21 protein-coding genes are annotated in these 23,018 nt (G+C 70.6%); 12 read left to right on the top strand and 9 right to left on the bottom strand.

What is annotated here, in order from left to right; all coding sequences use genetic code 11:
- Positions 1 to 276: 276 nt before the first annotated feature.
- Positions 277 to 1,326 carry a Clp protease N-terminal domain-containing protein gene (locus ACIA8X_RS28015; RefSeq protein WP_399459380.1) on the bottom strand — a complete coding sequence of 350 codons (1,050 nt, stop codon included), beginning with the start codon at positions 1,324 to 1,326 and terminating at the stop codon, positions 277 to 279.
- Positions 1,327 to 1,575: 249 nt separating this feature from the next.
- On the opposite strand from ACIA8X_RS28015, the gene ACIA8X_RS28010 reads away from it, so the two are divergent.
- Entirely contained in the window at positions 1,576 to 1,797 is a 222-nt protein-coding gene (locus tag ACIA8X_RS28010; RefSeq protein WP_393454871.1) for a hypothetical protein, read from the top strand.
- Positions 1,798 to 2,061: 264 nt separating this feature from the next.
- Here the strand turns inward: ACIA8X_RS28010 and ACIA8X_RS28005 are convergent, their stop codons facing one another.
- Positions 2,062 to 2,364 (bottom strand): SDR family oxidoreductase, encoded by a 303-nt coding sequence (locus ACIA8X_RS28005; protein WP_393455548.1) that lies wholly within the window; start codon positions 2,362 to 2,364, stop codon positions 2,062 to 2,064.
- 112 nt (positions 2,365 to 2,476) lie between these two features.
- Between ACIA8X_RS28005 and ACIA8X_RS28000 the strand changes: the two genes are divergently transcribed.
- Both ACIA8X_RS28000 and ACIA8X_RS27995 read left to right on the top strand, forming a co-directional pair.
- The gene (locus ACIA8X_RS28000; RefSeq protein WP_399459379.1) at positions 2,477 to 2,887 is read left to right on the top strand and encodes a hypothetical protein; all 411 of its coding nucleotides are present in this window, start codon (positions 2,477 to 2,479) and stop codon (positions 2,885 to 2,887) included.
- Positions 2,888 to 3,042: 155 nt separating this feature from the next.
- Positions 3,043 to 3,474: an SRPBCC family protein gene (locus ACIA8X_RS27995; RefSeq protein ID WP_393454865.1), complete on the top strand. Its 432-nt coding sequence runs from the start codon at positions 3,043 to 3,045 to the stop codon at positions 3,472 to 3,474.
- Positions 3,475 to 3,521: 47 nt separating this feature from the next.
- On the opposite strand, the gene ACIA8X_RS27990 is transcribed toward ACIA8X_RS27995, so the two are convergent.
- Together ACIA8X_RS27990 and ACIA8X_RS27985 are read right to left on the bottom strand one after the other, a co-directional pair.
- A complete protein-coding gene (locus ACIA8X_RS27990) occupies positions 3,522 to 4,307 on the bottom strand; it encodes an SAM-dependent methyltransferase (RefSeq protein ID WP_393454862.1) in 786 nt (261 codons plus the stop codon).
- A 196-nt stretch (positions 4,308 to 4,503) separates the two neighbouring features.
- Positions 4,504 to 5,712, bottom strand: a complete 1,209-nt coding sequence (locus tag ACIA8X_RS27985) for an MFS transporter (protein WP_393454859.1) — start codon at positions 5,710 to 5,712, stop codon at positions 4,504 to 4,506.
- Positions 5,713 to 5,785: 73 nt separating this feature from the next.
- Between ACIA8X_RS27985 and ACIA8X_RS27980 the strand changes: the two genes are divergently transcribed.
- The 3 genes from ACIA8X_RS27980 (at position 5,786) to ACIA8X_RS27970 (ending at position 8,233) form a co-directional block, all read left to right on the top strand.
- A complete protein-coding gene (locus tag ACIA8X_RS27980) occupies positions 5,786 to 6,769 on the top strand; it encodes a helix-turn-helix domain-containing protein (RefSeq protein ID WP_393455545.1) in 984 nt (327 codons plus the stop codon).
- Positions 6,770 to 6,778: 9 nt separating this feature from the next.
- A complete protein-coding gene (locus ACIA8X_RS27975; protein WP_393454856.1) occupies positions 6,779 to 7,282 on the top strand; it encodes a glutathione peroxidase in 504 nt (167 codons plus the stop codon).
- Between the two features lie 126 nt (positions 7,283 to 7,408).
- Positions 7,409 to 8,233 carry a MerR family transcriptional regulator gene (locus tag ACIA8X_RS27970; RefSeq protein WP_399459401.1) on the top strand — a complete coding sequence of 275 codons (825 nt, stop codon included), beginning with the start codon at positions 7,409 to 7,411 and terminating at the stop codon, positions 8,231 to 8,233.
- Between the two features lie 52 nt (positions 8,234 to 8,285).
- On the opposite strand, the gene ACIA8X_RS27965 is transcribed toward ACIA8X_RS27970, so the two are convergent.
- Complete coding sequence (locus ACIA8X_RS27965; RefSeq protein WP_399459378.1) at positions 8,286 to 10,148, bottom strand: MFS transporter; 1,863 nt, start codon at positions 10,146 to 10,148, stop codon at positions 8,286 to 8,288.
- Between the two features lie 231 nt (positions 10,149 to 10,379).
- Positions 10,380 to 13,277 (bottom strand): D-alanyl-D-alanine carboxypeptidase, encoded by a 2,898-nt coding sequence (locus tag ACIA8X_RS27960; protein WP_399459377.1) that lies wholly within the window; start codon positions 13,275 to 13,277, stop codon positions 10,380 to 10,382.
- A gap of 377 nt (positions 13,278 to 13,654) precedes the next feature.
- Between ACIA8X_RS27960 and ACIA8X_RS27955 the strand changes: the two genes are divergently transcribed.
- The 3 genes from ACIA8X_RS27955 (at position 13,655) to ACIA8X_RS27945 (ending at position 16,053) form a co-directional block, all read left to right on the top strand.
- Positions 13,655 to 14,410 (top strand): GPP34 family phosphoprotein, encoded by a 756-nt coding sequence (locus ACIA8X_RS27955; protein ID WP_393454847.1) that lies wholly within the window; start codon positions 13,655 to 13,657, stop codon positions 14,408 to 14,410.
- Between the two features lie 360 nt (positions 14,411 to 14,770).
- Complete coding sequence (locus ACIA8X_RS27950; RefSeq protein ID WP_399459376.1) at positions 14,771 to 15,628, top strand: helix-turn-helix domain-containing protein; 858 nt, start codon at positions 14,771 to 14,773, stop codon at positions 15,626 to 15,628.
- Positions 15,629 to 15,861: 233 nt separating this feature from the next.
- Positions 15,862 to 16,053, top strand: a complete 192-nt coding sequence (locus ACIA8X_RS27945; protein ID WP_393454841.1) for a DUF397 domain-containing protein — start codon at positions 15,862 to 15,864, stop codon at positions 16,051 to 16,053.
- 132 nt (positions 16,054 to 16,185) lie between these two features.
- Here ACIA8X_RS27945 and ACIA8X_RS27940 read toward each other — a convergent pair whose 3' ends face one another.
- A complete protein-coding gene (locus tag ACIA8X_RS27940) occupies positions 16,186 to 17,040 on the bottom strand; it encodes a hypothetical protein (RefSeq protein WP_399459375.1) in 855 nt (284 codons plus the stop codon).
- A gap of 155 nt (positions 17,041 to 17,195) precedes the next feature.
- Between ACIA8X_RS27940 and ACIA8X_RS27935 the strand changes: the two genes are divergently transcribed.
- The 3 genes from ACIA8X_RS27935 to ACIA8X_RS27925 all read left to right on the top strand — a co-directional run bounded on the left by ACIA8X_RS27935 (position 17,196) and on the right by ACIA8X_RS27925 (position 21,001).
- Positions 17,196 to 18,392: an RNA-guided endonuclease InsQ/TnpB family protein gene (locus ACIA8X_RS27935; protein ID WP_399459374.1), complete on the top strand. Its 1,197-nt coding sequence runs from the start codon at positions 17,196 to 17,198 to the stop codon at positions 18,390 to 18,392.
- Positions 18,393 to 18,508: 116 nt separating this feature from the next.
- Positions 18,509 to 19,294 (top strand): SDR family oxidoreductase, encoded by a 786-nt coding sequence (locus ACIA8X_RS27930; protein ID WP_393454832.1) that lies wholly within the window; start codon positions 18,509 to 18,511, stop codon positions 19,292 to 19,294.
- Positions 19,295 to 19,420: 126 nt separating this feature from the next.
- On the top strand, positions 19,421 to 21,001 hold the full coding sequence (locus tag ACIA8X_RS27925) for a sodium:solute symporter family protein (protein WP_399459373.1): 1,581 nt from the start codon (positions 19,421 to 19,423) through the stop codon (positions 20,999 to 21,001).
- A 128-nt stretch (positions 21,002 to 21,129) separates the two neighbouring features.
- On the opposite strand, the gene ACIA8X_RS27920 is transcribed toward ACIA8X_RS27925, so the two are convergent.
- Together ACIA8X_RS27920 and ACIA8X_RS27915 are read right to left on the bottom strand one after the other, a co-directional pair.
- Entirely contained in the window at positions 21,130 to 21,873 is a 744-nt protein-coding gene (locus ACIA8X_RS27920) for a hypothetical protein (RefSeq protein WP_399459372.1), read from the bottom strand.
- Between the two features lie 16 nt (positions 21,874 to 21,889).
- Positions 21,890 to 23,005 (bottom strand): ADP-ribosylglycohydrolase family protein, encoded by a 1,116-nt coding sequence (locus tag ACIA8X_RS27915; RefSeq protein WP_399459371.1) that lies wholly within the window; start codon positions 23,003 to 23,005, stop codon positions 21,890 to 21,892.
- Positions 23,006 to 23,018 lie beyond the last annotated feature (13 nt).

Here is a 23,018-nt window from a genome sequence, read left to right as displayed (position 1 = left end):
GACTTGGGGCAGCGTGGGATCGAGCCCGACGCAGCACGCGATGTCGAGGCGGCGTGGGAGGCGTTCGGTGAGTTCCTCAGAGGACCCGGCCTGAGCCGGCCTCGTCAACCTCGGCCATCAGGACACCGGGTTCGACTTCGACGAGATCGGCGCCCCCAGGACCGCCGCGCTCGGCAGGATCCGCCGCTTCGGCGAGTCCTACCCCCAGCTGGCGGCTCTCTGGCGAGCGGAGCCCGCTCGCAGTGACCTGACCCTTGACCGAGTGGACTAGCGGCCTCAGTCCCCAGGAGTCCCAGTCAGCGCGTCGATCAGCTGGCGAGCCCGGGTCTGCTCGCTCAGGAGGGTCTCGACCAAGGGGCCCGTGCCCGGGTCGGGTGTCAGTTCGTCGGTGGGGTCGGTCGGGGGCGTCGTGCTCGGGGCTGTGGCCTCGTCGAGGTACTGCTGGGCGGGGCGGGGGTCGGTCGTAAGGCGGACGCGGTCGCTTGTCACCGCGCTGTGGACCGAGGCGTAGTCGATGCCCAGGCGGGCCAGGCGCTCACCGCCCGTGTAGCGGGTGTCGGGAGACGGAGCCCTCTCCCCCGCCAGATGCGGGTACCGGCGCGCTACCTCGTGGGTGGCCAGGATCGCCAGCAGGACGTGTTCGGTGCCCACAGCGGCGGTGCCGAGGCGACGTGCCTGCTCGTAGGTCTCCATGCCGACCCACCAGGCAGGCCGCGCCGCCAGGTTGGCCCCGGTGCTCTTGACCAGCCACCGCTTCCAGAAGGGCAGGTGGCGATACTGGCCACGGCCGAGAAGAACGTCGCGGGTGGCGCGCAGCATCGGGGTGAGGTCGTCCTCCTGGCCCCCGGTGCCGCCGTCGAGGCGGGCGCGTACGGCCTCCGGTGAGACACCGCAGACGCCCAGCGTCTCCACCGCGCGGTTGTCCTCCTCCAGCAGTGCCCGCAGCAGATGCACGGCGCCGAACTTCGCCGCGCCTTCCCGCTGCGCCTGCTCCATCGCCGCGGTCAGCGCCCTGGCCGCGGCGCCCGTGAAGCGGATGCGCCGATCACCGTCTTCGCCCAGCACGTCCTGCGCGGCAACGCTGCCCTCGGCGTCGTCGGCGACGCTCCACGCGGCGTCCCGGTCCTTCCTGTCCCGCACCAACGCCAGCAGCGCGGTCTTGGTCGCCCCTACGTCCGCGAGTGCCGCGCGTGCGGCCCCCTTGGCCGTGGTGATCCCGGCAAGCAGATGCTCGGTGCCGACGGCTTCCTCGACGGTCGTCCGAACGCCCCGGGCGGCCCCCAGGATTCCCACGGTGTTCCAGTCGGGCGCCTTGATCGCTTCCATGCCGCCTGCTGCCCTTCCTCTTATTGCCGGTCCTGGCGTGCAGACTCCCCGGCCGGGGGCTCGGACCGCATCGCCCCGGAGGTGGATCTCCTCCCCGGATCTCTACGACCAAGCCCTCGATCTCTCAACGACCAAGCCCTCAGATCCCTACGACCAAGCCCTCCCGATCACCCCCATCCGGCCCCGCGCCGGACATCCGATGTGAACAGCCGTAGGGAGGGGGTTGCCCATAGGCGCATACTGGGTGCAATGACAAAGCCTGCTGCACCTAAGCGCCATCTGCCCACCAGCCCCTTCAAGGCCCCGGTCACGCCGGCTCCCAAGCACTTCGCCGTGGGCGACCAGGTCACACACGACATGTACGGCCTCGGCCGGGTCATCGGCATCGAGAACGGAATCGCGGTACTCGTGGATTTCGGCTCGACGCAAGAACGGATCTTGAGTCCGTACGCCAAGATGACCAAGCTGTAGGACCGCGCCGTACTCAGCCACGGCCGGCCCCCTCGGGGATCGGCATGAATGGAGACCTCTCATCGATCCGACCTCGCTGTTCTCCGCTCCGGAAGGGGCGACCCGCTGTCCTGTCAAAGCAGTGCCGCCTCCGACCACGAACCCCTTCCAGGCCCCGGATTTCGGGGAAGACGAGACCCTCGCGTTCGAGTCTGAGGGGCATGGTGCCTGACCAGGCAGAACGAGGCAGACAACACCCCTCGGAGTGATCTCCGTGGGGTGTTCTCATGGGGCTACGACGATCACGTGGCCGACGCTTAAGCGGACCGTCAGACCGCCGCTGACGACCAGCGTCTCGCCGGTCACATAGCTGCCGTGGCACAGCTTCCAGACCCGGTCGGCGATCTCCTCGGGCTGAGCCGCCCGGCCCAGCGGGACGGCCTGCACGGCCTGGGCCATACGGCCGCCCGCGCGCGTACCCGGGGTGTCGACCCAGCCGGGGGCGACGGCGTTGACCACGATCCCGTCGGGGCCGAGTTCGTCGGCGAGGGAGAGTTGTCCTCGGGCAACCCGGCACCCTCGCTCCAGTCGGCGTAAGAGTCACGTATCGCCGCCAAGGAGCCTCCCGCCCGTTCGTCCCGCGCCCCGGCCATAGTGGAGACCCATCCAACCCACCGCGCGACCGATCGGAGAACCCGCTGTGGCGGACGAGGAGTTCACCCAGGCCCTGGAGGCGGTCCTGCACGACCTGCGGGCGCAGTGTGCCGTACGACCGCGGCTGCGCGAGGACGAGGAGTACGGGCTGATGCTCCACGCGCCCGACGGCAGCGGCCAGGGCCTGACGATCCCGCCGCCGGGCGTCACCCCCGCGCAGCGGCTGGCGAGCCTCGCGGAGCAGGTGCAGGAGTGGGCGGTGGAGGCGCTGTGGTCGGAGGGTGCGTCGGCGGTCTGGCCGCACTGTCCGGACCATCCGGACACGCATCCGCTGGAGGCCGAGGTCGCCGACGGTACGGCGGTGTGGGCGTGCCCGAGGAGCGGGTCGGTGTTCGCGCGGGTGGGCGGGCTGGAGGGGGACGCTCGACCGCGGCGGCGCGGGGCTCGGGCGCGATGACGGGTGGGCCGGGGACTGCCTCCGCGCGCAGACGAGCCGTGGGGGAGCCCGGCGCGCCCTGAGCGTTCGCCGGATCGCCGACGGGAGGGCAGGCGCGCCGGGCGCACACTGGAAGCAGTAGGTCGCGCTTCATGAGCCGGACGTGGAGGTGGGCCATGAGCACCCTCGAAGAACACGTGGATGTCGGCGTTCCGATCGACAGGGCCTGGGACGCTCTGCACCGGATCGAGAACTATCCCCGCTTCCTGGCGGGCGTGCGCGGGGCCCGTACGGAGACGGCCGGCCGGGCTCGACTGGATGTCGAGGCCGGGGAGCGGGCCCGGGAGGTCGAGGCCGAGGTGTCGGACCGGGCGGGGGAACGCGTGCTGGAGTGGCGTACCACGGGCGATCCCCGGCTGGCGGGTTCCTTCTCGCTGCTGGCCGTCGACCAGGGGAACACCCGGGTCCAGGCGCGAGTCGAGTACGACCCCGCCACGGTCCGGGAGACCTTCGGCGGGCCCAAGGGGTTCGCTCAGGCGAACGCGATCGAGCGGCTCGTCCGGGGTGATCTGGAGCAGTTCAAGGAGTACGTCGAACAAGGGCGGTGAGTGAACGCCGCCCCTGCCGGACCGGCCCGGTGAGCGCGCCACGTGGGTCAGGGCTTGCGGCCCACCCCGCAGTACGCGTCGACCGCGGCCGTCGCGGGATCCGCCGGGCCGAGGGCGTCGGGGCGCCAATCGGGTACCTGGACGATACCCGGGTCCACCAGGTCGAGCCCGTCGAAGAAGGCGGCGATCTCGCCGATGCTGCGGACGTGGTACGGCACGGCGCCGCTCGCGTTGTACGCAGCCGACGCGGCGATCATGCCCTCGCTCGTGGCCGTGCTGTCGCTGATCACCAGATGGCTGCCCGAGGGGAGGCCGGCCAGCAGGCGGCGTACCAGGTCGAGGGCCTGGTCGTGGTCGGCGACGTGGCCGAGCGTGTTGAGGATCATCAGGGCGACCGGGCGGGCGAGGTCGAGCGTGCCCGCGGCGGCCTCCAGGACGGCCTCGGGGTCGTACAGGTCGCCGTCCAGGAACGTCGTGACGCCCTCGGGGGTGCTGGTGAGCAGAGCGCTCGCGTGGGCCAGCACGACGGGGTCGTTGTCGACGTACACGATCCGCGCGTCCGGCGCCACGCGCTGGGCCACCTGGTGGGTGTTGTCGGCGGTCGGCAGTCCGGTGCCGACGTCCAGGAACTGCCGTATGCCCGCCTCACCGGCCAGATGGCGTACGGCACGCCCCAGGAACTGGCGGCTGGTGACGGCCACGTCGACGAGCCCGGGGAAGATCTCCTTGATCTCGTCGCCGATCTGCCGGTCGACCTCGTAGTGGTCCTTGCCGCCGACGAAGTAGTTCCAGAAGCGGGCCGAGTGCGGCTTGGAGGTGTCGGGGTGGGGCACGGTGGGGCCTCCTGGGGATCGGTGCGGATCCGGTGCGGATCGGTGACGGTGGTCAGATCAGCGACCAACGTAGGTCAACTACCGCTGTAGATACGTGAGTTGGCAAGGAAACACCTCACCCATCGTGATGTTCTGGCCATCCCTGGCGTCGCTGTCGCCGTGCGGCATGTGGCCCCGAGCGCCCGTGCCCTCATCCTTACGAGGGGCGGCCCGAGAAGTCGGTGGGAATAACTCCCCTCTTGGCCGGCCGGGAGGTGCGATCCAAGCCCGCCAACGTCAGCGTCACCGCGATCGAGGCCGCCGCCATCACCGTCATCCCGATTGCCGGAGACGTCAGTTGGGCCACCGTCCCCGCCAGCACGGCACTCACCCCCTGCATCGTGAGCATCCCGGCGGAGTGCAACCCCAGTGCGTGGCCGCTCAGTTCGTCCGGCGTCACCGCCATCAGCCGCTCCTGCTGCACGAGGCTCGCCCCGAAGCCGACCGAGGCCACGGCCGCGGCGACTCCCGCGAGCGGGACCGAGGGACGCAGGACGAAGAAGAGATACGGCGTGGCCAGCAGCAACAGCAACGGTACGGCCAGCCGGGGCCGCAGCTCCGGCGGCACGAGGCGGCCGACGGTGACGTCGCCGACGAACATGCCCAGCGCACCGCAGGCGAACAGCACACCGGCGGCGTGCGGGGCGTAGGAGACGTAGAGGGACTCGCAGCCGACGACGAGGCCGTTGGGGATCCACAGGCCGAGGTAGGTGAGGCGGCGCGGGCGCGAGGACCACAGGAGCGCGTTCGTGCGCCAGGTCGCCGCGACGGAGGGGCGGCCCGAGGAGCGCGGCGGACGGGCGGTCAGGCCCAGGCGCACGCCGAGAGCGCCCGTGGCGTACAGCGCCGCCGCGATCAGCAGACAGGTGTGCGGGGACAGGACCGTCAGCAGGGCGCCGCCGGTCGCGAACCCGGCGATCTGCATGAGCCCGGACAGCATGTTGAAGACCGAACGCCCCAGCAGATAACCGTCCTTGGGGAGGATCTCGGTCAGCAGACCCCAGCGCACTCCCCCGCCCAGCGAGGCGATCAGGCCCTCCACGAGGACGATGGCGAAGACCGCCCCGATCGGCAGACCGGGCAGCGCCAGCACCGCCGTACCGGCCGCGAAGGCGAGGCCGATGCCGGTGAGCGTCGATCTCGGGGGCAGCCGGTCGGCGCCCGACAGCAGGAACGTGGCCCCGAGCACCTGCGCCAGCTGCGGCCCGAACATGCTCACCGCCGACAGCAGCGGCGAGTCGGTCGCCCGGTAGACGAGCGTGCCGAGCGCCAGACCGGCGATCGTCTGGGCCGCGGTGTGGGCGGCGGAGGCGAGGAAGAACGGGGTGAACTCCGGGGTGCGGAACAGGTGTTGGTAGCTGCGCATGGGCGGAGTCTGCGGAGGTCGACCAGCGGCCCGATATTGTTTCGTGGAGACGCGAAAGGTGGCGGAGGCGCCCATGGGCTGGTGGCAGATCAACGCCGACACCCTGGCCGCGAGCCGGTTCGTGCTCTCGCCCCTCGCCGAGACCTTCGCCGCGCTGAAGCTGCTGCACTCCGGTGCCGCCGCCCACCCCGGCGAACGCGCCTGGCTGGACGCCCAGCTGCCCGGCTACCGGGCCCGGCTGGCCGCCGACCCGGTCACCGCGCGGCTGGTGCGGGCCGGGCTCGGACGGGACTGGATCGCCGACTTCCTCACCCCGACCCCGAGGGACGGGGAGACCTTCGAGGAGGGCGTCGCACGGGTACGCGCGGCCGACCCCGCCGCGGCCCGCACCCACCTCACCGTCTCCCTCGCCGGGCCCCTCCCCGCCGTACTGGACCGGGACGACCTGCCCGAACGCGCCGCCGCGCTCCTCGAACACATCTGGACCGAGGCCGTACGACCGGACTGGGACCGGCGCCGACGCGTCCTGGAGGCCGATGTGGTCGCACGGACCGCGCAGGTGAGCCGGGGTGGCTGGGCGGCCGTGATGGACTCGCTGCGGCCGGGGCGCACCCGCTGGCTCGGCGACAACCGGCTCCAGGTCAACCTGCACGAGTACCCGCCCCGCGAGATCGCCGGCGCCGAGCTCCTCTTCGTGCCGGTCACGCCGAAGGGCGGCTGGGTGTCCTGGGAGGAGCCCGGCCGGTACGCCCTCGTCTACCCCTGCGCGGGCGCGCTCACCGACCCCGGTGCGCGGGCGGTCCCCGCGAGCCTCGGCGCCCTCCTCGGGCCCGCCCGCGCCGCCGTGCTCGTCCTGCTCGACTCCCCCCTCAGCACCACCCAGCTGGTCGCCGTGACCGGCCAGACCCTCGGCTCGGTCGGCCGGCATCTGCGCGTCCTGCTGGACGCGGGGCTGGTGGAGCGGCGGCGGGCGGGGCGGTCGGTGCTGTATGAGCGGACGGCGGCGGGGACCGTACTGGTCGAGGCCTCACGTCGGCCCGACACTTACCGGAGTTAGCATCCGCTTATGACTGCTGACACCAACGCATCCCCCCTGTCCGTCGAGATCGGCGCCCTCAAGGGCGGCCCCGCGGACCTCTCCCAGTACTCCGGCAAGGCCGTGCTCATCGTGAACGTGGCCTCCAAGTGCGGTCTGACCCCGCAGTACACCGGCCTGGAGAAGCTCCAGGAGCAGTACGCGGAGCGCGGCTTCACCGTGCTCGGCGTGCCCTGCAACCAGTTCCTCGGGCAGGAGCCCGGCAGCGCCGAGGAGATCGCCGAGTTCTGCTCGGCGACGTACGGCGTGAGCTTCCCGCTGACCGAGAAGGTCGAGGTGAACGGCGAGGGCCGGCACGCGCTCTACGAGCGCCTGGTCGGGTTCGCCGACGGCGAGGGGCACAGCGGCGACATCCGCTGGAACTTCGAGAAGTTCCTCATCGGCCGCGATGGCGAGGTCGTCGCCCGCTTCTCGCCGCAGACCGAGCCGGAGGCGGCGGAGCTCGTGTCGGCGGTGGAGGGCGCGCTCGCCTGAGAGCCGCGGGCTCTGAAGGGCGTTGACCTTGCCCCAGGGGCAGGGTCGAACCTCCTTCGCACCGGGCGGAAGAGCCGCCCGGTGACGGAGGATGAGGCCGTGCACGACGAACTGCTCACCATCGGTATGTTCGCCGCGCGGGCCAGGCTGTCGGCCAAGGCGCTGCGGCTCTACGACCGCCTCGGGCTGCTGGCCCCGGCCCATGTCGACGAGCTCAGCGGCTACCGCTACTACCGCGCCGACCAGATCGAACGCGCCCGCCTCGTGGCACTCCTGCGCCAGCTGGACATGCCGCTCGCCCGGATCGCCGAGATCGTCGAGGCACCGGACGGGGCCACGGCCGCCGATCGGCTCGCCGCGTACTGGGCGGACGTCGAGGCGCGGGTGGCGGGGCAGCGGACGCTCGCCGAGTACCTCCGTGGACGACTGTCGGGGAGGAGCTCCGAGATGTACGGAAAGTTCGTGGTCGAGACGGTTGAGGTGCCCGAGCAGGTGCTGATCACCGAGATGCGGCATGTGCTGGCGGGTGAGCTGCCCGCGTGGATCGGCGCGTCGCTGGGCCGCCTGGAGGAGGCGGCGAAGGCCTGCGGCGGCATCACGGCGCCGCCGTTCGTCGTGTACCACTCCGACGTGTCGATGGAGAGCGACGGACCGGCCGAGTCATGTGTGCCGGTGGCCGACGAGGCGGCGGCCCGGGCATGGGTCGAGCGGCAGGGCCGTACCTGGGAGACGAAGGTGCGCGTCGAGCCGGCCCAGCGGCTGGCGTACACCCGGATCACCAAGGCGCAGGTGGCCCATCCGCAGATCCTGGCCGCCTTCGAGGCGGTGGAGGAGTGGATCCCGAACCAGGGGCTGTGGCAGGCGGGCCCGTGCCGCGAGGTCTACTTCGCGGACTGGGACGCGGCGGGCGCCGAGGACCCGGTCTGCGACGTGGCGTTCCCGGTGCGCTGACCGGGGCTATGACCGGGGCGATGACCGGGACCCGGACGGGCTGCGCCGGACCTCACTCCGGGCGCAGCTCCTCCGGGCAGGGCGTCCCCCGCACCACGGCGTACGGCGCCGCCAGCCGGTAGGTGCCGGCCTTCGGGGCCAGCAGCATCGTCCACTGGTCTCCGAAGGCGTCCTCCTCCGTCTCCATCAGGCAGCCGTTGACGTTGTCGTACGTCTTCGTCTCGCCGTCGGGGCTGTTCTTGGACGCCTCGGTCTCCTGCGGCGGGTCGAGCTTCTTGCCCTCGGCGTCGACGACGCTCAGCCAGGGCGAGTAGGGGATGCGGATGAGGATCCGGCCCGGCTTGCTCACCCGCATCGTCATCTCGCCCTGCTCGGCCCGCTCGACGACCGCGTTCGGCTCGGCGAGCGGCGCCGGGTCGATCATCTTGAACAGCTGCCAGTTGGCGTCGCCCCACACCTGCTTCAGATACGGCATGCCGCGCTGCACCAACTGCCGCTCACGCATGGCCCCCGTGGGGTCCGGTTCGTCCTTCGGCAGGACCACGTAGTGCACGGCCCAGCGCTTGAGCCACTCGTGGTAGTTCGCGGAGTTGAGGGTGTCGTCGTAGAAGAGCGGGTTGCGCTTCATGTCGGCCTGGCGGTTCCAGCCGCGTGCCAGGTTGACGTACGGCGCGAGGGCGGCGGCCTCTCGGTGCGAGCGGGCGGGCACGACCTCCACCCGGCCCTTCTCGGCACCGACCTCCTTGAGCTCGTTGACCAGAGGCGCCAGCTCGCGTGCCCAGGCGGCCTCAGGGGCGGCGTGGATGATGTCGTCGACCGTCTTGTAGCCGATCCACCCGCCGAAGGTGACCAGCGCCAGCACGCCCGCGTACCACTGGCGCGAGCGCGGCACCGTGAACGGCAGCACCGCCACCAGCGCCACCCCGCCGAACAGCATCGCGAGCCGCGTGATGTTCGAGCCGATCTGCGAGCTGACCACCCACACGAGGATGACCGCGAGGCCGTAGACCGCCGACACCAGCCGGACCGTCCGCCACTCCTTGGGGGCGATCACGAAGGTCACGACCGAGAGCAGCAGCGGCAGGAGCACCGAACCGATCACCATCGGCTGGGTGCCGGAGAACGGGAACAGCCACGCGGACACGGCCACGACGGCGGTCGGCGCCAGGCCCAGCGCCCACGCGCCCGGCCGCCGCTTCTGCAGGAACAGCGCGACCGCGACGAAGCCCACGAACAGCCCCGCCACCGGCGACGACATGGTGGCGAGCGCAGCCAGCGGGGCCGCGCACAGGGCCTTCGCCCACCGCTTGTAGCGCCAGCGGTACGGCCAGCAGAACACGACGGCGACCGCGCCCAGCGCGAACATCGTGCCCAGTCCGAAGGTCACCCGCCCGGAGATCGCGTTGGCGACCAGGCCGAACACCCCGGCGAGCGCGGCCCACAGCGGGTTGCGTACGGAACGGCTGCGGATCAGGACCAGCGTCAGCAGGCCCGCGGTGAGGGTGCCGGCGATCATCATCGTCGTACGGACACCGAGGACCGACATCAGATACGGCGAGACGACGCTGTACGACACCGGGTGCATCCCGCCGTACCAGGCCAGGTTGTACGCCGAGTCCGGGTGCCGGCCGACGAACTCGGCCCAGGCGTCCTGGGCCGCGAGGTCGCCGCCGCTGCTTGCGAATGTGAAGAACCAGATGACGTGGAGGAGTCCGGCGAGGGCCGTGATCGACAGGACCGGATGCCTCAGCAACCGCTCACGCAGGGTGCGGACGGCGGCGGTCAGACGCGACGGCGGTCCGCCCTCCGGAGGGTTCGGGCGTTCTCCCTGACGCGGTGCGGGCACGCGTATTCGCGGACCGGCTCCCCGTCCCGGATCGGCGTCGTCTGCGCGTGTCGGCTCCGCAGTGGCCACCTTTGAGGCACTCCCCGTACTGTCCTGTCTTCTGTTCTGGCCGCGTCCCGTTTCCCGTGTGTTGACGGCCCTGTCTCCAAGGGTTTCGCGGCCGTGCCTTGTGAGCGAAGACCTGCCCGATTCGTGACGCTAGCACGCAGCCCGCCGACGGGGCCCGTCGGCGGGTAAGGGCCGGGTGCGTGCTGGGCGCTTGCCGGATGCTCGCCGGCCGCGTTTCGACTGCCGGGCGGGTCAGCCGATACGGGTCAGCTTGTCCGTGAAGCCCGGTTCGGCGAGGTCCGTCTGGAGGGCCACCGGGACCTGGACCGCGCCGTCCGTTCCGTCACCGACGGTGAGCGTGCCCACCTTGGTGCCGGCCTTCGCGGTGTGCGGTACGTCGTCGGCGTCGAAGGAGAGCTTCACCTTGAAGCCGGCCCAGCCGACGGCGGTGACGTCCTTGGTGAGGACGACCGGGGTGCTGCCGCCGAGGCCGTCGTCGACGTATCCGACGACGTCGCCCTTCTTGAGGATCTTCGCCGAGGTCAGCTCGTCCTGGGCGGCCAGCATCGCGACCTTGCTGACGTCGTTGACGGTCTGGATGATCGGCGCCTTGTGCTGGCCGAGGATGGCGCCGACGAGCGTCACGGTCTCGCCGCCGACCTCCTTGCGGGCGGCGAAGAGGAGATTGCCACCGGCCGCGCTGGTCGTGCCCGTCTTGATCCCGATGGCGCCGTTGTAGGGCACCAAATAGTTGTAGTTGTACCACTTCTGCCCGGACGGATCGATCCACTGCCCCATGGACGTGATCTCCATCAGCGCCGGCATCTTGACGAGCTCGTTGCCCAGCTTGACCTGGTCCTCGGCGGTGGAGACGGTGGTCTCCTTCAGCCCCGAGGCATCGGTGTACGTGGTGTTGGTCATGCCGAGGTCCTTGGCGGTGGCGTTCATCTTCGCGATGAACGCCTTCTCGGTACCGGCGTCCCAACGGGCCAGCAGGCGGGCGATGTTGTTCGCGGACGGGATCATGATGGCGGCGATCGCGTCATGCAGGGTGATGGTGTCGCCCTCCTTGACGGTGTTGAGGGTGGACTCGCCGTCCTGGTCGTAGCCGCCCTCCTTCTCCGCCAGGGCGTCGACCTCGATCTTCTCGCCGTCCTCGCCCGACTTCAGCGTGTGGTCCTTGAGGACGACGTACGCGGTCATGGCCTTGGCGACGGAGCCGATGGCGACGGGGGTCTGCTTGCCGAAGTCCCCCATCGTGCCGATGCCGTTGACGTCCATCCAGCCCTGGCCCTCGCCGGGCCACGGGAGGGAGGCCTTGCTGCCGTCGAAGGTGTACGACTCCTCGGCGGTGAGGGCGAGGGTGGGGGTGGGCAGGGGGCGGACGGCCTGTGCGATCGCAAAGATGATCGCGAGGAGCAGGACCAGGGGGGTCCAGATCTTGACCCGTCGGATGGCCGTGCGGACGGGGGTGTCCGGGGGCGGGGGTGTGTTCGTCAGCTCGGCGAGCAGGTCGAGCGGGGGCCTCGGGGGCAGCGGCTGCTGGGCGGTGCGCTCGGGGCCGACCTGGGGGATGACGGCGGTGGCGTCCGGGGTGGGGGGCTTGGGTGCCTGGGGCGGTGCCGGGGGCCCCTTGGGGGTGTCATTCCGGATGTCCGGCTTGAGTGCGACGAACTTGCTGGTGCGCTCGGAGGGGGTTTCGGGCTTGGGGGCCTTGAGGGTGGTGGTGGGTTGGTCGACGGGGGGTTTGGTGGGGGTGGGGCGTACGGCCCTGAAGACGGCGGTCGCCTGATCGACGGCCTCGGCTCCGCCTTCGGCCTTGGTGTTCCCACCCGCACCACCCGTGCCGCTTTCGTCGTCGGGTGCGGGTGGCCCCTGCGGGGGGTCCTCGCCGTCGGCGGCTGCGGGTGCGTCGTCGGGGTCGCTGCCGGGTTCGGCGTCGGCGGGGGCTTCGCCCCCGGGGGTGCCGTCAGCGGCGGTGCCTTCGGCCGGGTCGGCGCCCTTGGCGGCTTCGCCGGCTTCAGCGACCTCGCCGGCGGCAGGCTCGGGGGCCGCGTCCGCAACGTCGGTGGCTGCGGGGGCCTCGTCGGCGTCGCCGGAAGCCGGGGAAGTCTTGTTGGCAGAGCCGGAAGCCGCAGCGCGCTCGTCGGCATCGCCGGAAGCCTCGGAGGTCTCGTCGGAAAGGCCGGAAGCCTCGGCGGGCTCACCCGAGCCGTCCTCGGCAGGCTCGGCGTCGGCGGCCTTGCCGGATGTTTCCGCGTCGGCCTCGGCTTCGTCCTCGTCCGAGCTGTCGGCCCTCGACGCCGTCCCGGCAACCGCGTCGTCCCGCGCATCGGCGCCGGAAGCCACCGCAGCGTCCTCGGCCTCGTCGGCCGCCTCGGCACCCTCGTCCGCGCCCGGCGCCGCCTTGTCGCCCTTCCCGTCCGTGGAGGCCACCCAAGCCGCCACAGCGGCCCTCAGCCGATCGTCACCCGACGCGGCGGGCTCGTCGCCCTGCCCCTCGGCACCCTGCGAGCCCTCAGCCGCGTCGACGCTGTCGTCCCCGGCATCCGCACTCCCAGACGCGCTCGCGTCCTCGGAGTCCCCGGCCACAGCATCCGAGCCGTCACCGTCCCCGGCCACGGCGTCGGCGCTGTCGGCGCCAGCCTCCGCACCCCCGGCACTCCCAGCCACCGCGCTCACGCCCTCGGAGCCCCCGGCCGCGTCACCCGCAGAACCTGCAGCCACCGCAGCCTCGCCCTCAGCATCCCCGGCCACCGCATCGCCGCTGTCGGCGCCGTCGGCGCCGTCGGCCCCAGTCTCCGCACCCGCATCCCGAGCGCCCCCGGCCACCGCGTCCTCACCCGCGGCACCCCGGGACCCCGCCCCGGCACCCTCGGCACTCTCGGCCTCAGACCCGGCACTCTCGGCACCCCCGGCCTCAGACCCGGCACCCTCGGCATCCCCAGCCTCAGCCCCGGCACCCCCGGCCACCGCATCGGCGCGGTCGACATCGGCGCGGTCGGCCTCCGTCCCGCCCCCCTCGGCCTCCGCCAACCTCGCCCGCACGACCTCCAGCTCGCGGCGCGTCAGCATCCGCGTCGCCGTGTCCACTCCGCCCTGGGGCGCGGGCGTTGCCGGCTTTCGGGGTGCGGGGGTTTCGCGGGTCATGGCGAGCCGAGGGTCGGGCCTCTCGGTGGGGGCGGGGGTGGGTTCGGGAACCGGGCCCGTGCTCCTCGACGTCGGTTCTGCCGACGACTCGCGCTGCTTCGACCTGTCGGGGGACTCGCCCGCCACCGATGCCTCCTCCATGTGCCGCGCACGCGCCGCGTGCGCCTGTGGAACCCTGAGCCGTCGCCCGGACACGGCGCCCGTACGGCCCCCGTGCCGTTGTCCGAACCATGTACCAGTGTCCTGTGCGCGGCCCTCTGCTCCACCGGTAGACGAGAACGACATACCTACCGGTTCCCTTACGAACCGGTCACGCACCCTCGACAGACCAATGTGAGAGGGGTCACCCTGTCTGTCATCCACGCGGGGAGGCATGGATGGGCAGGAGCCGCAGAACAATTCCGGAGGAGCTTCTGCTGCTGGCGCTGGACCCGGCCACGGGCACCACCGCACAGCCGCAGTCGCTCGACCTCGGTCTGGCCGGAGCACAGCTAGTGGAGCTGGCGCTGGCCGGACGGATAGCCCCAGACGGGGATCGTATCGCCGTGGTAGCCCCACGGCCGACTGGAGATCCGACATTGGACTGTGCGTTGGAGTTGCTGCGAAGGCGCGGCGCTCCCGTACGGGCAGTGAACTGGATTGGCGGACCCCGGCTGGGGCTGCGCCAGACCTACCTCTCGCATCTGGAGCGGTGCGGCATGGTGCATGCCGTGGCCGGTCAGATGTGCGGGGTGTTGCCGACGACTCGCTATCAGGCGACCGACAACGAGATCAGCCGGGAGATCAGGGCCCGGCTGGATTCGGCGATCCGCACCGGCGTACCGCCGGACCCGCGGACCGCGGCGCTCGCCGCACTGGCACACGCGGTCGGCCTCGGCAAGCACCTGTATCCGGGGAATGAGGGGCGGTCCTCTCGTTCTCGGCTGCGGGATCTGATCAGGCACGACCCCATGGGCGGTCTCGTGGCGCACGCCGTGATGGACGTCCAGAACGGCGTGGCCGCACAGCCGCGCCGCAGCCCGGCCCCGGCCGGCCGTCAGGCCGCCCCCGGAGGCAGGGCCGCACCGGAACCCGCCCGTGGCGTTCCGGTGCAGCCGCGCCGCGGATCCATGGCGCGTGTCGTGGCCCACTGAGCCGCAGTTCCACGACCGCACCACCGCAGCCGTTTGCCCTTTGCTCGACCTGCACCACAGGCACTACACGCTTCATCTCGCACGCCTAGCGCCGCACCGCAGTCCTCAAAGACCGGTTCGGGAGCCGCTGGTCCGCGCGGGGTGGCGGGACCGTACGTCCATGCATCCGGACGGTGCATGGACGTTGTCGCCGGTCCCGCCGCCCCGCGCGGCCGCATGTGCCGGGGGCGTTCGCGAACTGGCGGGTATCCAGCGCATATCCACCGTTTCCCAGCGGTAGTAAGCACCTTGGTGGCAGTCTGCTCAACAGCAGATACACAAAGTGGTAATCGCAGGCACGCAGCCGGAGGTGCACGTCCCGTGGCGTCCAATGTCAATCCCACCGTCAGGCGACGCCGGCTGGGCCAGGAGTTGCGCCGGCTCCGTGAGCTCAAGGGCATGACGGCCGAAGAGGTGGCCGAGCGGCTGCTGGTGTCGCAGTCGAAGATCAGCCGGCTGGAGAACGGACGGCGCAGTATCAGCCAGCGCGACGTCCGCGATCTGTGCGGGGTCTACGAGGTGGAGGACCACCGGATCGTGGATTCGCTGATGCAGATGGCCAAGGACTCGCGGCAGCAGGGGTGGTGGCATTCCTTCGGCGATATTCCGTACAGCGTCTATATCGGGCTGGAGACGGATGCCGCGAGTCTTCGGGTGTACGACCCTCAGGTCGTCCCGGGGCTCCTGCAGACCAAGCAGTACGCCGAGGCCCTGATCGCCGGGGCGTTGCCGGAGACGGCTTCCGCCGAGGTCGAGAAGCGGGTCCAGGTGCGGATGCGGCGACAGGAACGAATCTCCACCGAGGAGAACCCGCTGCGCCTGTGGACCGTCCTGGACGAGGCCGCCCTGCGCCGGGTCGTCGGCAACCGCTCACTCATGCGCGACCAGTTGGAGCAACTCGTCGAGCAGTCCCAGCTGCCGCACGTCACCGTGCAGGTGATCCCCTTCGAGATGGGCGCCCACCCGGGCCTCAACGGCCAGTACGCGATCCTGGAGTTCCCGGACGCGGCCGACTCCAGCGTCGTCTACATCGAGGGCGTCACCAGCGATCTGTACCTGGAGAAGGCGAACGACGTCCAGAAGTACAGCGTGATGTACGAGCACCTGCGGGCGCAGGCCCTGAACGTGGAGCAGTCACGCCAGTTCATCGCGGACATCGCGAAGGAGTACGCACGCTGAATACCCCGCCTCGGCCGGAGAATTGCCGCACGGTACACGTCCCCCGGCCAGGACGGAAGACTCCACTGGAATATGCCACCCAGCCGAGTGAATAGTCGCTTCGTCAGCCGATGTTGGCGAGTAGCGTCGATCACGCCACCGAGCAACCACGTTGGCGTGAATCGCCCCGCGGGTCCCGGTCCGGACTCGTAGGAGCGATGACAGCAACTCAACATCTGCAATTCGGAGCAAACATGGCAATTCGTCAGGGTTCCACGGACACGTGGACCAAGTCCTCGTACTCCACAGGAAACGGCGCGTGCGTCGAGGTCAAGTCACCGGTCACGGCGGCTATGGCGGTGCGGGACTCCAAGGTTCCCGCGGGCCCGATCCTGGCGTTCCCCGCAAGCGCGTGGAACACCTTCGTGGCGTCGGTGAAGGTGTAAGGGGCGGATCCGTCTGACCCTCATCCTCAACCGACTTCACGAACGACAACTGCACAAGCACCACAGGTAGAGCCCTCTCGACCAGCCCGCCGTCCTTGCCGAGGGGGCTCTGCCATGCCCGCCCGCGCGCGCTCAGCGCAACTCGGCGATGTACCGGTCCGTCCCCGGCACCGTCGGGACGAACGGCGCCACCAACTCCACCCGTCCCAGCCCCGACTCACCGACGGCCGTCTCCAGGTCGGTGAAGTGCCCCGCCCAGCACTCCCTCGGGTCGACCTCCAGGAACCACAGCAGCGTCAGGCGGGTGTCCGTGCCCTCGACCTGCTTCACGTACGACATACGGTCCAGGGGGAGAGGTGTGGGCCGGAAGATCGTCACCATCGCGGCCGGGGAGCCCGCCAGGCGCCGCGGGAGATGACGGGCGCGCAGCCACTCCAGCAACTCCTCGCGCTGCTCCGGGGAGTCGGCGTCGATGACCTCGACCACCAGGCCCGCGTAGGGGTGGTCCAGCGCGTGGAAGTCGCGGGGGCCCGCCGCGCCGTCGCGGTACACCGTCGTCTCGTGGTCCTGGAAGGCCGTGAAGACGTGGGTGCGGTCCTGGTAGACGCGGGCGTCGCGGTTGAGGCGCTTGTTGATGGCGACCGTCCAGCGCATGTGGTCGTCATAGCGGCCGGCGGTGATCCAGTAGGTCGAGAGGTAGCAGCCCGCCGTGACCGGCTGGGCTACCGCCGACTTCTCGGGGTAGCGCAGGAGTTGGAGATCCCTCGTCGCCACCCAGCGGCGGCCCGAGTACATCCAGGGCATGGCCATCGCGCCGGCGTAGTAGTGGTCGTCCTCGTACCAGCGGTTGTAGGCGTACTCATGGCCCGGGTGCGGTTCGACCATGGTGATCAGGGCGTGGCCGGGGCGGACTCCGTACGGGCCGACGGCGGCCAGTTCGGCGTACGTCTCACTGCGGGTGCCTTCGCTGCGGGTGTCCTCGCTCATCGGAATTCCTCCGTGGATACCCCCGCCTTCGGGCGGGGGAGGAAACGGACTCCTGCGGAGCAGGGCAGGGAAAGCCGATTCGCCCTCCGGGCGGATCGGCGTCCACCATCAACTGTCCGCGTATCTTCACAAGTTAATGTGCTGGCTTGTGAGTCATGGCCACTCACATGAAGCGGGCGTTCAAGTACCGCTTCTATCCGACCGATGCGCAGGCAGCAGAGCTGTCGCGCACGTTCGGATGCGTGCGCAAGGTCTACAACATGGCGCTCGCCGCCCGCACCGAGGCGTGGGCGCGGCAGGAGCGGGTCAACTACAACCAGACCTCGGCCATGCTGACCGCGTGGAAGAAGACCGAGGAGCTGGCCTACCTGAACGAGGTCTCCTCCGTTCCGCTGCAGCAGGCGCTGCGGCACCTGCAGACTGCCTTCGCGAACTTCTTCGCCAAAAGGGCCAGGTACCCGCGCTTCAAGGTGAAGAAGAAGTCCCGTGCGAGCGCTGAGTACACCTCCTCGGCGTTCCGGTTCCGTGACGGCTCTCTGACGCTGGCGAAGATGGCCGAGCCGCTGGACATCGTCTGGTCCCGCCCCCTGCCCGAGGGGGCATCGCCGAGCACAGTGACCGTGAGCCGGGACGGCGCGGGACGCTGGTTCGTGTCGCTGCTGTGCGAGGACCCGTCCGTCAAGCCGCTCGCGGCCACCGGTACGGCGGTCGGTATCGACGTGGGCCTGGACCACCTGCTCACTCTGTCGACCGGGGAGAAGATCGCCAACCCCCGGCACGAGCGCCGCGACCGTGAGCGCCTGGCCAGGACCCAGCGGGAGTTGTCCCGCAAGGCCAAAGGGGAAGGTGCCAACCGCCGCAAGGCCCGGGCGAAGGTTGCGAAGATCCACGCCCGGATCGCCGACCGCAGGCGGGACGTGCTTCACAAGCTGACCACTCGACTCGTGCGTGAGAACCAAACGCTCGTGATCGAGGACCTGACCGTGCGCAACGTGGTCAGGAACCGGAGCCTGGCCCGCGCCATCAGTGATGCCGCGTGGTCTCAGTTCCGGAGCATGCTGGAGTACAAGGCCGGCTGGTACGGGCGGGAAGTGGTCGCGGTGGACCGGTTCTTCCCCTCCTCCAAGCTGTGCTCCCACTGCGGCACACTCCAGCCGGCGATGCCGCTGAACGTCCGCACGTGGACGTGTGACAACTGCGGCACGGCCCATGACCGGGACGTGAACGCGGCGAAGAACCTTCTGGCCGCCGGGCTGGCGGTATCTGTCTGTGGAGCCGGTGTAAGACCTCAACGGAGAACTCCGGGCGGGCAGTCGGCGGTGAAGCAGAAAACCCCACGGCGCGAGCCGTAGGAATCCCCCTCGTTCACGAGGGGGAGGAAGTCAAGCGGTTCCCCTTTCCTGCGGTTGCGGTCACCCATACTCTGACGGTCCGTCAGATATTGCGTCCAGGGTCGGGAGGCAGCGGAATGTCACTGCTCGCGGGCAAGACCGTCGTCGTGTCGGGAGTGGGCGCCGGGCTCGGTCACCAGGTCGCCGCCACGGTGGTGCGCGACGGCGGGAACGCGGTCCTCGGGGCGCGTACCGAGGCCAACCTCGCCAAGAGCGCGGCCGAGATCGATCCGGACGGGGCGCACACGGCGTACCGGGCGACCGACATCACCGACGAGACGCAGTGCGAGGCGCTGGCGGCGCTCGCGCGGGAGCGGTTCGGGCGGATCGACGCGGTCGTCCATGTGGCCGCCTGGGACGGCTACTTCGGCGGTCTTGAGGACGCGGACTTCGCCACCTGGCAGTCTGTGATCGACGTGAACCTGCTGGGGTCCCTGCGGATGACACGGGCCTGTCTGCCGGCCCTCAAGGAGCGCGGGGGCTCGGTCGTCTTCATCGGGACGCAGTCCTCGGTCGCCGCCCCTTCGCAGGTGCGGCAGGCGGCGTACGCGGCGTCGAAGGGGGCGCTGACGAGCGCGATGTACTCACTGGCGCGGGAGTTGGGTCCGTACCGGATCCGGGTGAACACCGTGCTGCCGGGCTGGATGTGGGGGCCGCCGGTGCGGGCGTACGTCCAGTTCACGGCGCAGACGGAGGGCGCGCCCGAGGCCGACGTACTGAAACGGCTGACCGAGCGGATGGCGCTGCCCGATCTCGCCACGGACGGGGACGTGGCCGACGCGGCGGTGTTCCTGACGTCGGACAGGGCACGCTCCGTGACGGGGCAGTCGTTGCTGGTCAACGCCGGGGAGCTGATGCGGTGAGTTCATATAGGTGAACTCAGACCCTCATGCCGAACACTTTTACCTCCCCTTGACCTTACGCTCACTTGTCGTGTTCACGCGACAGCACCCAGGATGAGCGCCGGGCTCAACCCTGGGAGGGCGCACATGAACGGTCTCGACTGGGCCGTGCTCATCGGCTACTTCGGCGTGATGGTGGCGATCGGCGTCTGGTCGCACAAGCGGGTGGACAACGTCAGCGACTTCTTCACCGCGGGCGGCAAGATGCCCTGGTGGCTGTCCGGGATCTCGCATCACATGTCCGGATACAGCGCGGTGATGTTCACCGGGTACGCGGGCATCGCCTACACCTACGGCGTCACGTCCTTCGTCACCTGGTCCTTCCCCATCGCGCTCGGCATCGCCATCGGCTCGAAGCTGTTCGCGCCGCGCATCAACCGGCTGCGGTCACGGCTCCATGTGGCGTCCCCGCTGGAGTACCTGAAGAACCGCTACGACCTCAAAACCCAGCAGGCGCTGGCCTGGTCCGGCATGCTGCTGAAGATCGTGGACGTGGGCGCGAAGTGGGCCGCCATCGCGACCCTGTTGTCGGTGTTCACGGGTGTGTCCCTGAACCAGGGCATCCTCATCACCGGCACCATCACGGCCGTCTACTGCACCATCGGCGGCCTGTGGGCGGACGCGCTGACCGAACTCGGCCAGTTCGTCATCCAGTTGCTTGCCGGCGTCGCGATGTTCATCGCGGTCATCATGGAGCTGAACGACAAGGGCATCGGCTTCCTCGACGCCTGGGACCGGCCGGAGTTGCAGGGCCACGGCGAACCGCTGGTCGGCCCGTACGGGACGGTCTTCCTCCTCGCCTTCCTCTTCATCAAGCTCTTCGAGTACAACGGCGGCATGCTCAACCAGGCCCAGCGGTACATGGCCACGGCCACTCCGTACGAGGCCGAGCGCTCGGCGCGGCTGTCGGCGATCCTGTGGCTGGTCTGGCCGGTGGTGCTGTTCTTCCCGATGTGGATGTCGCCGCTGCTGGTCGAGTCGCAGAAGACGGACGGCTCGGACTCGTACGGCCTCATGACCGAACAGCTGCTGCCACACGGCCTGTTGGGCCTGGTCATCGTCGGCTTCTTCTCGCACACCATGGCCATGTGCTCCTCCGACGCCAACGCCATCGCCGCCGTGTTCACCCGGGACGTCGCGCCGGTGATCTGGCGCCGGGCGCGGGCCTGGAGCGAGGGGCAGGGGCTGCGGGTCGCGCGGATCACGACCGTCGTCTTCCTCGGGCTGTCCATGGCGGCGGCGACGCAGGTCAACTCCCCCACGTTCAAGGACATCATCACGGTCGTGATCAAGTGGGTCGCCGGTCTGATGGGCCCGATGGCGATCCCGATGATGCTGGGTCTGCTGCGCCCGTTCCGCCGCTCCGGCCCCACGGCCGCGCTCACCAGCTGGTCGATGGGCCTGCTCGCCTTCTGGCTGGTCAACTACCCGATCAGCTGGCAGATCGAGGGCGGGGTGCCGCTCCAGTACCAGGTGTCCATCCCGCTGGCGGTGTCGCTGGTCCTGTACATCCTCATCGGCTTCATCAAGCCGGAGGACACCCCGGAGCGGCTCGCGATCGTCGAGCGCATCAACACGGACGGGGACGGGGCCGCGGCGGCCGCGGTGCCGGCTCCCGCGCCGACGGACGGCGTGGAGGACGCGGTGGGCACGCGTACGAAGGACTGACCTGCCGTGCCGGTGTGACCGACCGAGGCCGGTGTGGGCGTCTGCCAGGGACGACGCCGACACCGGCCTCGATCACGTCCGCCTCGGTCACGTCGCGGGCCGGACACGAAGGGTGGCGGCGAACGGGTTCAGGGCTGGGCCACGAGCGGCTCGGACGGTGCGTCGTCGTCCAGGTCGCCGCGCAGGGCGGCGATGACGAAAGCCACCATGCACGCCAGGAGGAGCAGCGCGAGCGACCCCCAGAGCGCCGGGATCGCCCACATCGGCCAGTCGTTGGCCGACTGCGCCCAGAGCGCCACGATGGCTGCCGCCCCGATCCCGACGCCGTGCCACCGCACCACGGTCGCCGCTTTCGCGCGCCGCCGGTTGCCGCGTGCGAGGAACCGCCACAGCGATCCGATCAGGGCGATCAGGCCGAACGAGATACAGGCGAGCGCACCGCCGAGGCGGTCCTCGGGCCACCCGACGGGCCCGGACGAGGTCTGCTGCCGCCGTCCGTCAGCGTCCCGGACCTCGACGACCCGCCCGTGCCAGATCAGACCGACGACCTTCTCGCCCGGCGCCATCTCCGACACCACCGGATCCGTGTCCGGGAACGTCACTCCCCACGGTTTGCCGGTCGGCAGCAGCAGCTCCGCCTCCGGCCCCCCGTTCCTCCTACCGCGGTTCAGATCGGCCTTCCGCACGGTGAAGTCCTGCTCCCACAGACACCCCGAGGCCTTCACCGGGACGGAGGCGCACCTCGGCGCGGCACGGAACTCCCGCTCCCGCTCCAGCGCTCCGCGGATCTCGAAGGCCATCGCCACTCCCACGCCGAGAGCCACGACAGACAGCACGAGCCATATGGCGGCCCGTACGACCTTGTTCCCCATCGCCCCCACCATCCCCCTAGGCCCGCGGATATCTGGCCAGCCACCCCGGGGACGAACCCCCCGGCCCGTGCAGTGCCGGCCCCTGGGTCATCTCCATGGCGAAGTCGTCGGCGAGTTCGAGGATCGTGGGGCGGCCCTCCAGTTCGGCCAGCCAGGCGGGGGGCAGGGCCGTCTCGCCGTGCAGGGCGCCGAGCAGGCCGCCGGTGAGGGCGCCCGCGGCGGCGGAGGGGCCGTCGTGGTTCACGGCGAGGCACAGTCCGTGACGGACGTCCTCGCCGACCAGGGCGCAGTACACGGCGGCCGCGAGCAGCCCGTCCGCCGAGCCGTCGGCGGCGAGCTCCTCCACCCGCGCCGGGGTGGGCATGCCCTGCCGTACGGCGCCCAGCGCATGCTGCAGCGCGTCCGACACGGGCTCGTGCCCGGGCCGCAGGGCGAGCAGGGCGCGGGCTCGCTGCACGGCCCCGTCGAGGCTCTCTCCGCAGGCCAGCCCGTGCACGATCACGGCGTACGCGCCCGCCGACAGGTGGGCGACGGGGTGGCCGTGGGTCTGCGTCGCGCACTCCACGGCGAGCTGGACGACGAGCTGCGGCTCCCAGCCGACGAGGAGCCCGAAGGGCGCGGACCGGGCGACGGCCTCGGGCCCGAGCTCGGCGGAGTTCTTGGGGGCCTCCAGCGTGCCCATGGTCTCGTCGCCGAGGCCGAGCAGCAGCGCGCGGGTCGGATCCCGGCGGGCGTACAGCCACTCCTCACGCGCCAGCCACCCGTCGTCCTTACGGCGCTCGTCGGGTCCCCAGTCGCGCTGCGTGGCGGCCCAGCGCAGATACGCCCGGTGCACGTCGGTCGGCGGATGCCAGGCGCCGGTGTCCCGTCTGACCTGGGCTCTTATCAACCCGTCCACGGAGAAGAGCGTGAGCTGCGTGAGATGACTCACGGCACCGCGCCGCCCGTACCCGAACCCGAGATCGACCAGGCCCTCGGCGCCGTACTGCTCCTGGATCTCCTCCAGCGCAAGCCCGTCGACCGGTGCGCCGAGGGCATCCCCGACGGCCGCCCCGAGCAGCGTGCCACGCACCCGGCTACGGAAGTCCTGCTGCTCGGTACGGCCCCAGACGGCGCCGACAGTCGCACCCACCAAGACCTCCCCG

Origin of the sequence: Streptomyces sp. NPDC051738 (assembly GCF_044453205.1) — a bacterium.
Lineage (GTDB): Bacteria > Actinomycetota > Actinomycetes > Streptomycetales > Streptomycetaceae > Streptomyces.
This window is presented reverse-complemented; position numbering and strand designations above follow the sequence as displayed.

Coding starts and splice junctions, on each gene's coding strand:
- ACIA8X_RS28015 (WP_399459380.1), bottom strand. CDS start 1,326: ATGGAAGCGATCAAGGCGCCCGACTGGAACACCGTGGGAATCCTGGGG.
- ACIA8X_RS28010 (WP_393454871.1), top strand. CDS start 1,576: ATGACAAAGCCTGCTGCACCTAAGCGCCATCTGCCCACCAGCCCCTTC.
- ACIA8X_RS27995 (WP_393454865.1), top strand. CDS start 3,043: ATGAGCACCCTCGAAGAACACGTGGATGTCGGCGTTCCGATCGACAGG.
- ACIA8X_RS27985 (WP_393454859.1), bottom strand. CDS start 5,712: ATGCGCAGCTACCAACACCTGTTCCGCACCCCGGAGTTCACCCCGTTC.
- ACIA8X_RS27980 (WP_393455545.1), top strand. CDS start 5,786: ATGGGCTGGTGGCAGATCAACGCCGACACCCTGGCCGCGAGCCGGTTC.
- ACIA8X_RS27975 (WP_393454856.1), top strand. CDS start 6,779: ATGACTGCTGACACCAACGCATCCCCCCTGTCCGTCGAGATCGGCGCC.
- ACIA8X_RS27970 (WP_399459401.1), top strand. CDS start 7,409: ATGTTCGCCGCGCGGGCCAGGCTGTCGGCCAAGGCGCTGCGGCTCTAC.
- ACIA8X_RS27960 (WP_399459377.1), bottom strand. CDS start 13,277: ATGACCCGCGAAACCCCCGCACCCCGAAAGCCGGCAACGCCCGCGCCC.
- ACIA8X_RS27955 (WP_393454847.1), top strand. CDS start 13,655: ATGGGCAGGAGCCGCAGAACAATTCCGGAGGAGCTTCTGCTGCTGGCG.
- ACIA8X_RS27945 (WP_393454841.1), top strand. CDS start 15,862: ATGGCAATTCGTCAGGGTTCCACGGACACGTGGACCAAGTCCTCGTAC.
- ACIA8X_RS27940 (WP_399459375.1), bottom strand. CDS start 17,040: ATGAGCGAGGACACCCGCAGCGAAGGCACCCGCAGTGAGACGTACGCC.
- ACIA8X_RS27935 (WP_399459374.1), top strand. CDS start 17,196: ATGGCCACTCACATGAAGCGGGCGTTCAAGTACCGCTTCTATCCGACC.
- ACIA8X_RS27930 (WP_393454832.1), top strand. CDS start 18,509: ATGTCACTGCTCGCGGGCAAGACCGTCGTCGTGTCGGGAGTGGGCGCC.
- ACIA8X_RS27925 (WP_399459373.1), top strand. CDS start 19,421: ATGAACGGTCTCGACTGGGCCGTGCTCATCGGCTACTTCGGCGTGATG.
- ACIA8X_RS27920 (WP_399459372.1), bottom strand. CDS start 21,873: ATGGGGAACAAGGTCGTACGGGCCGCCATATGGCTCGTGCTGTCTGTC.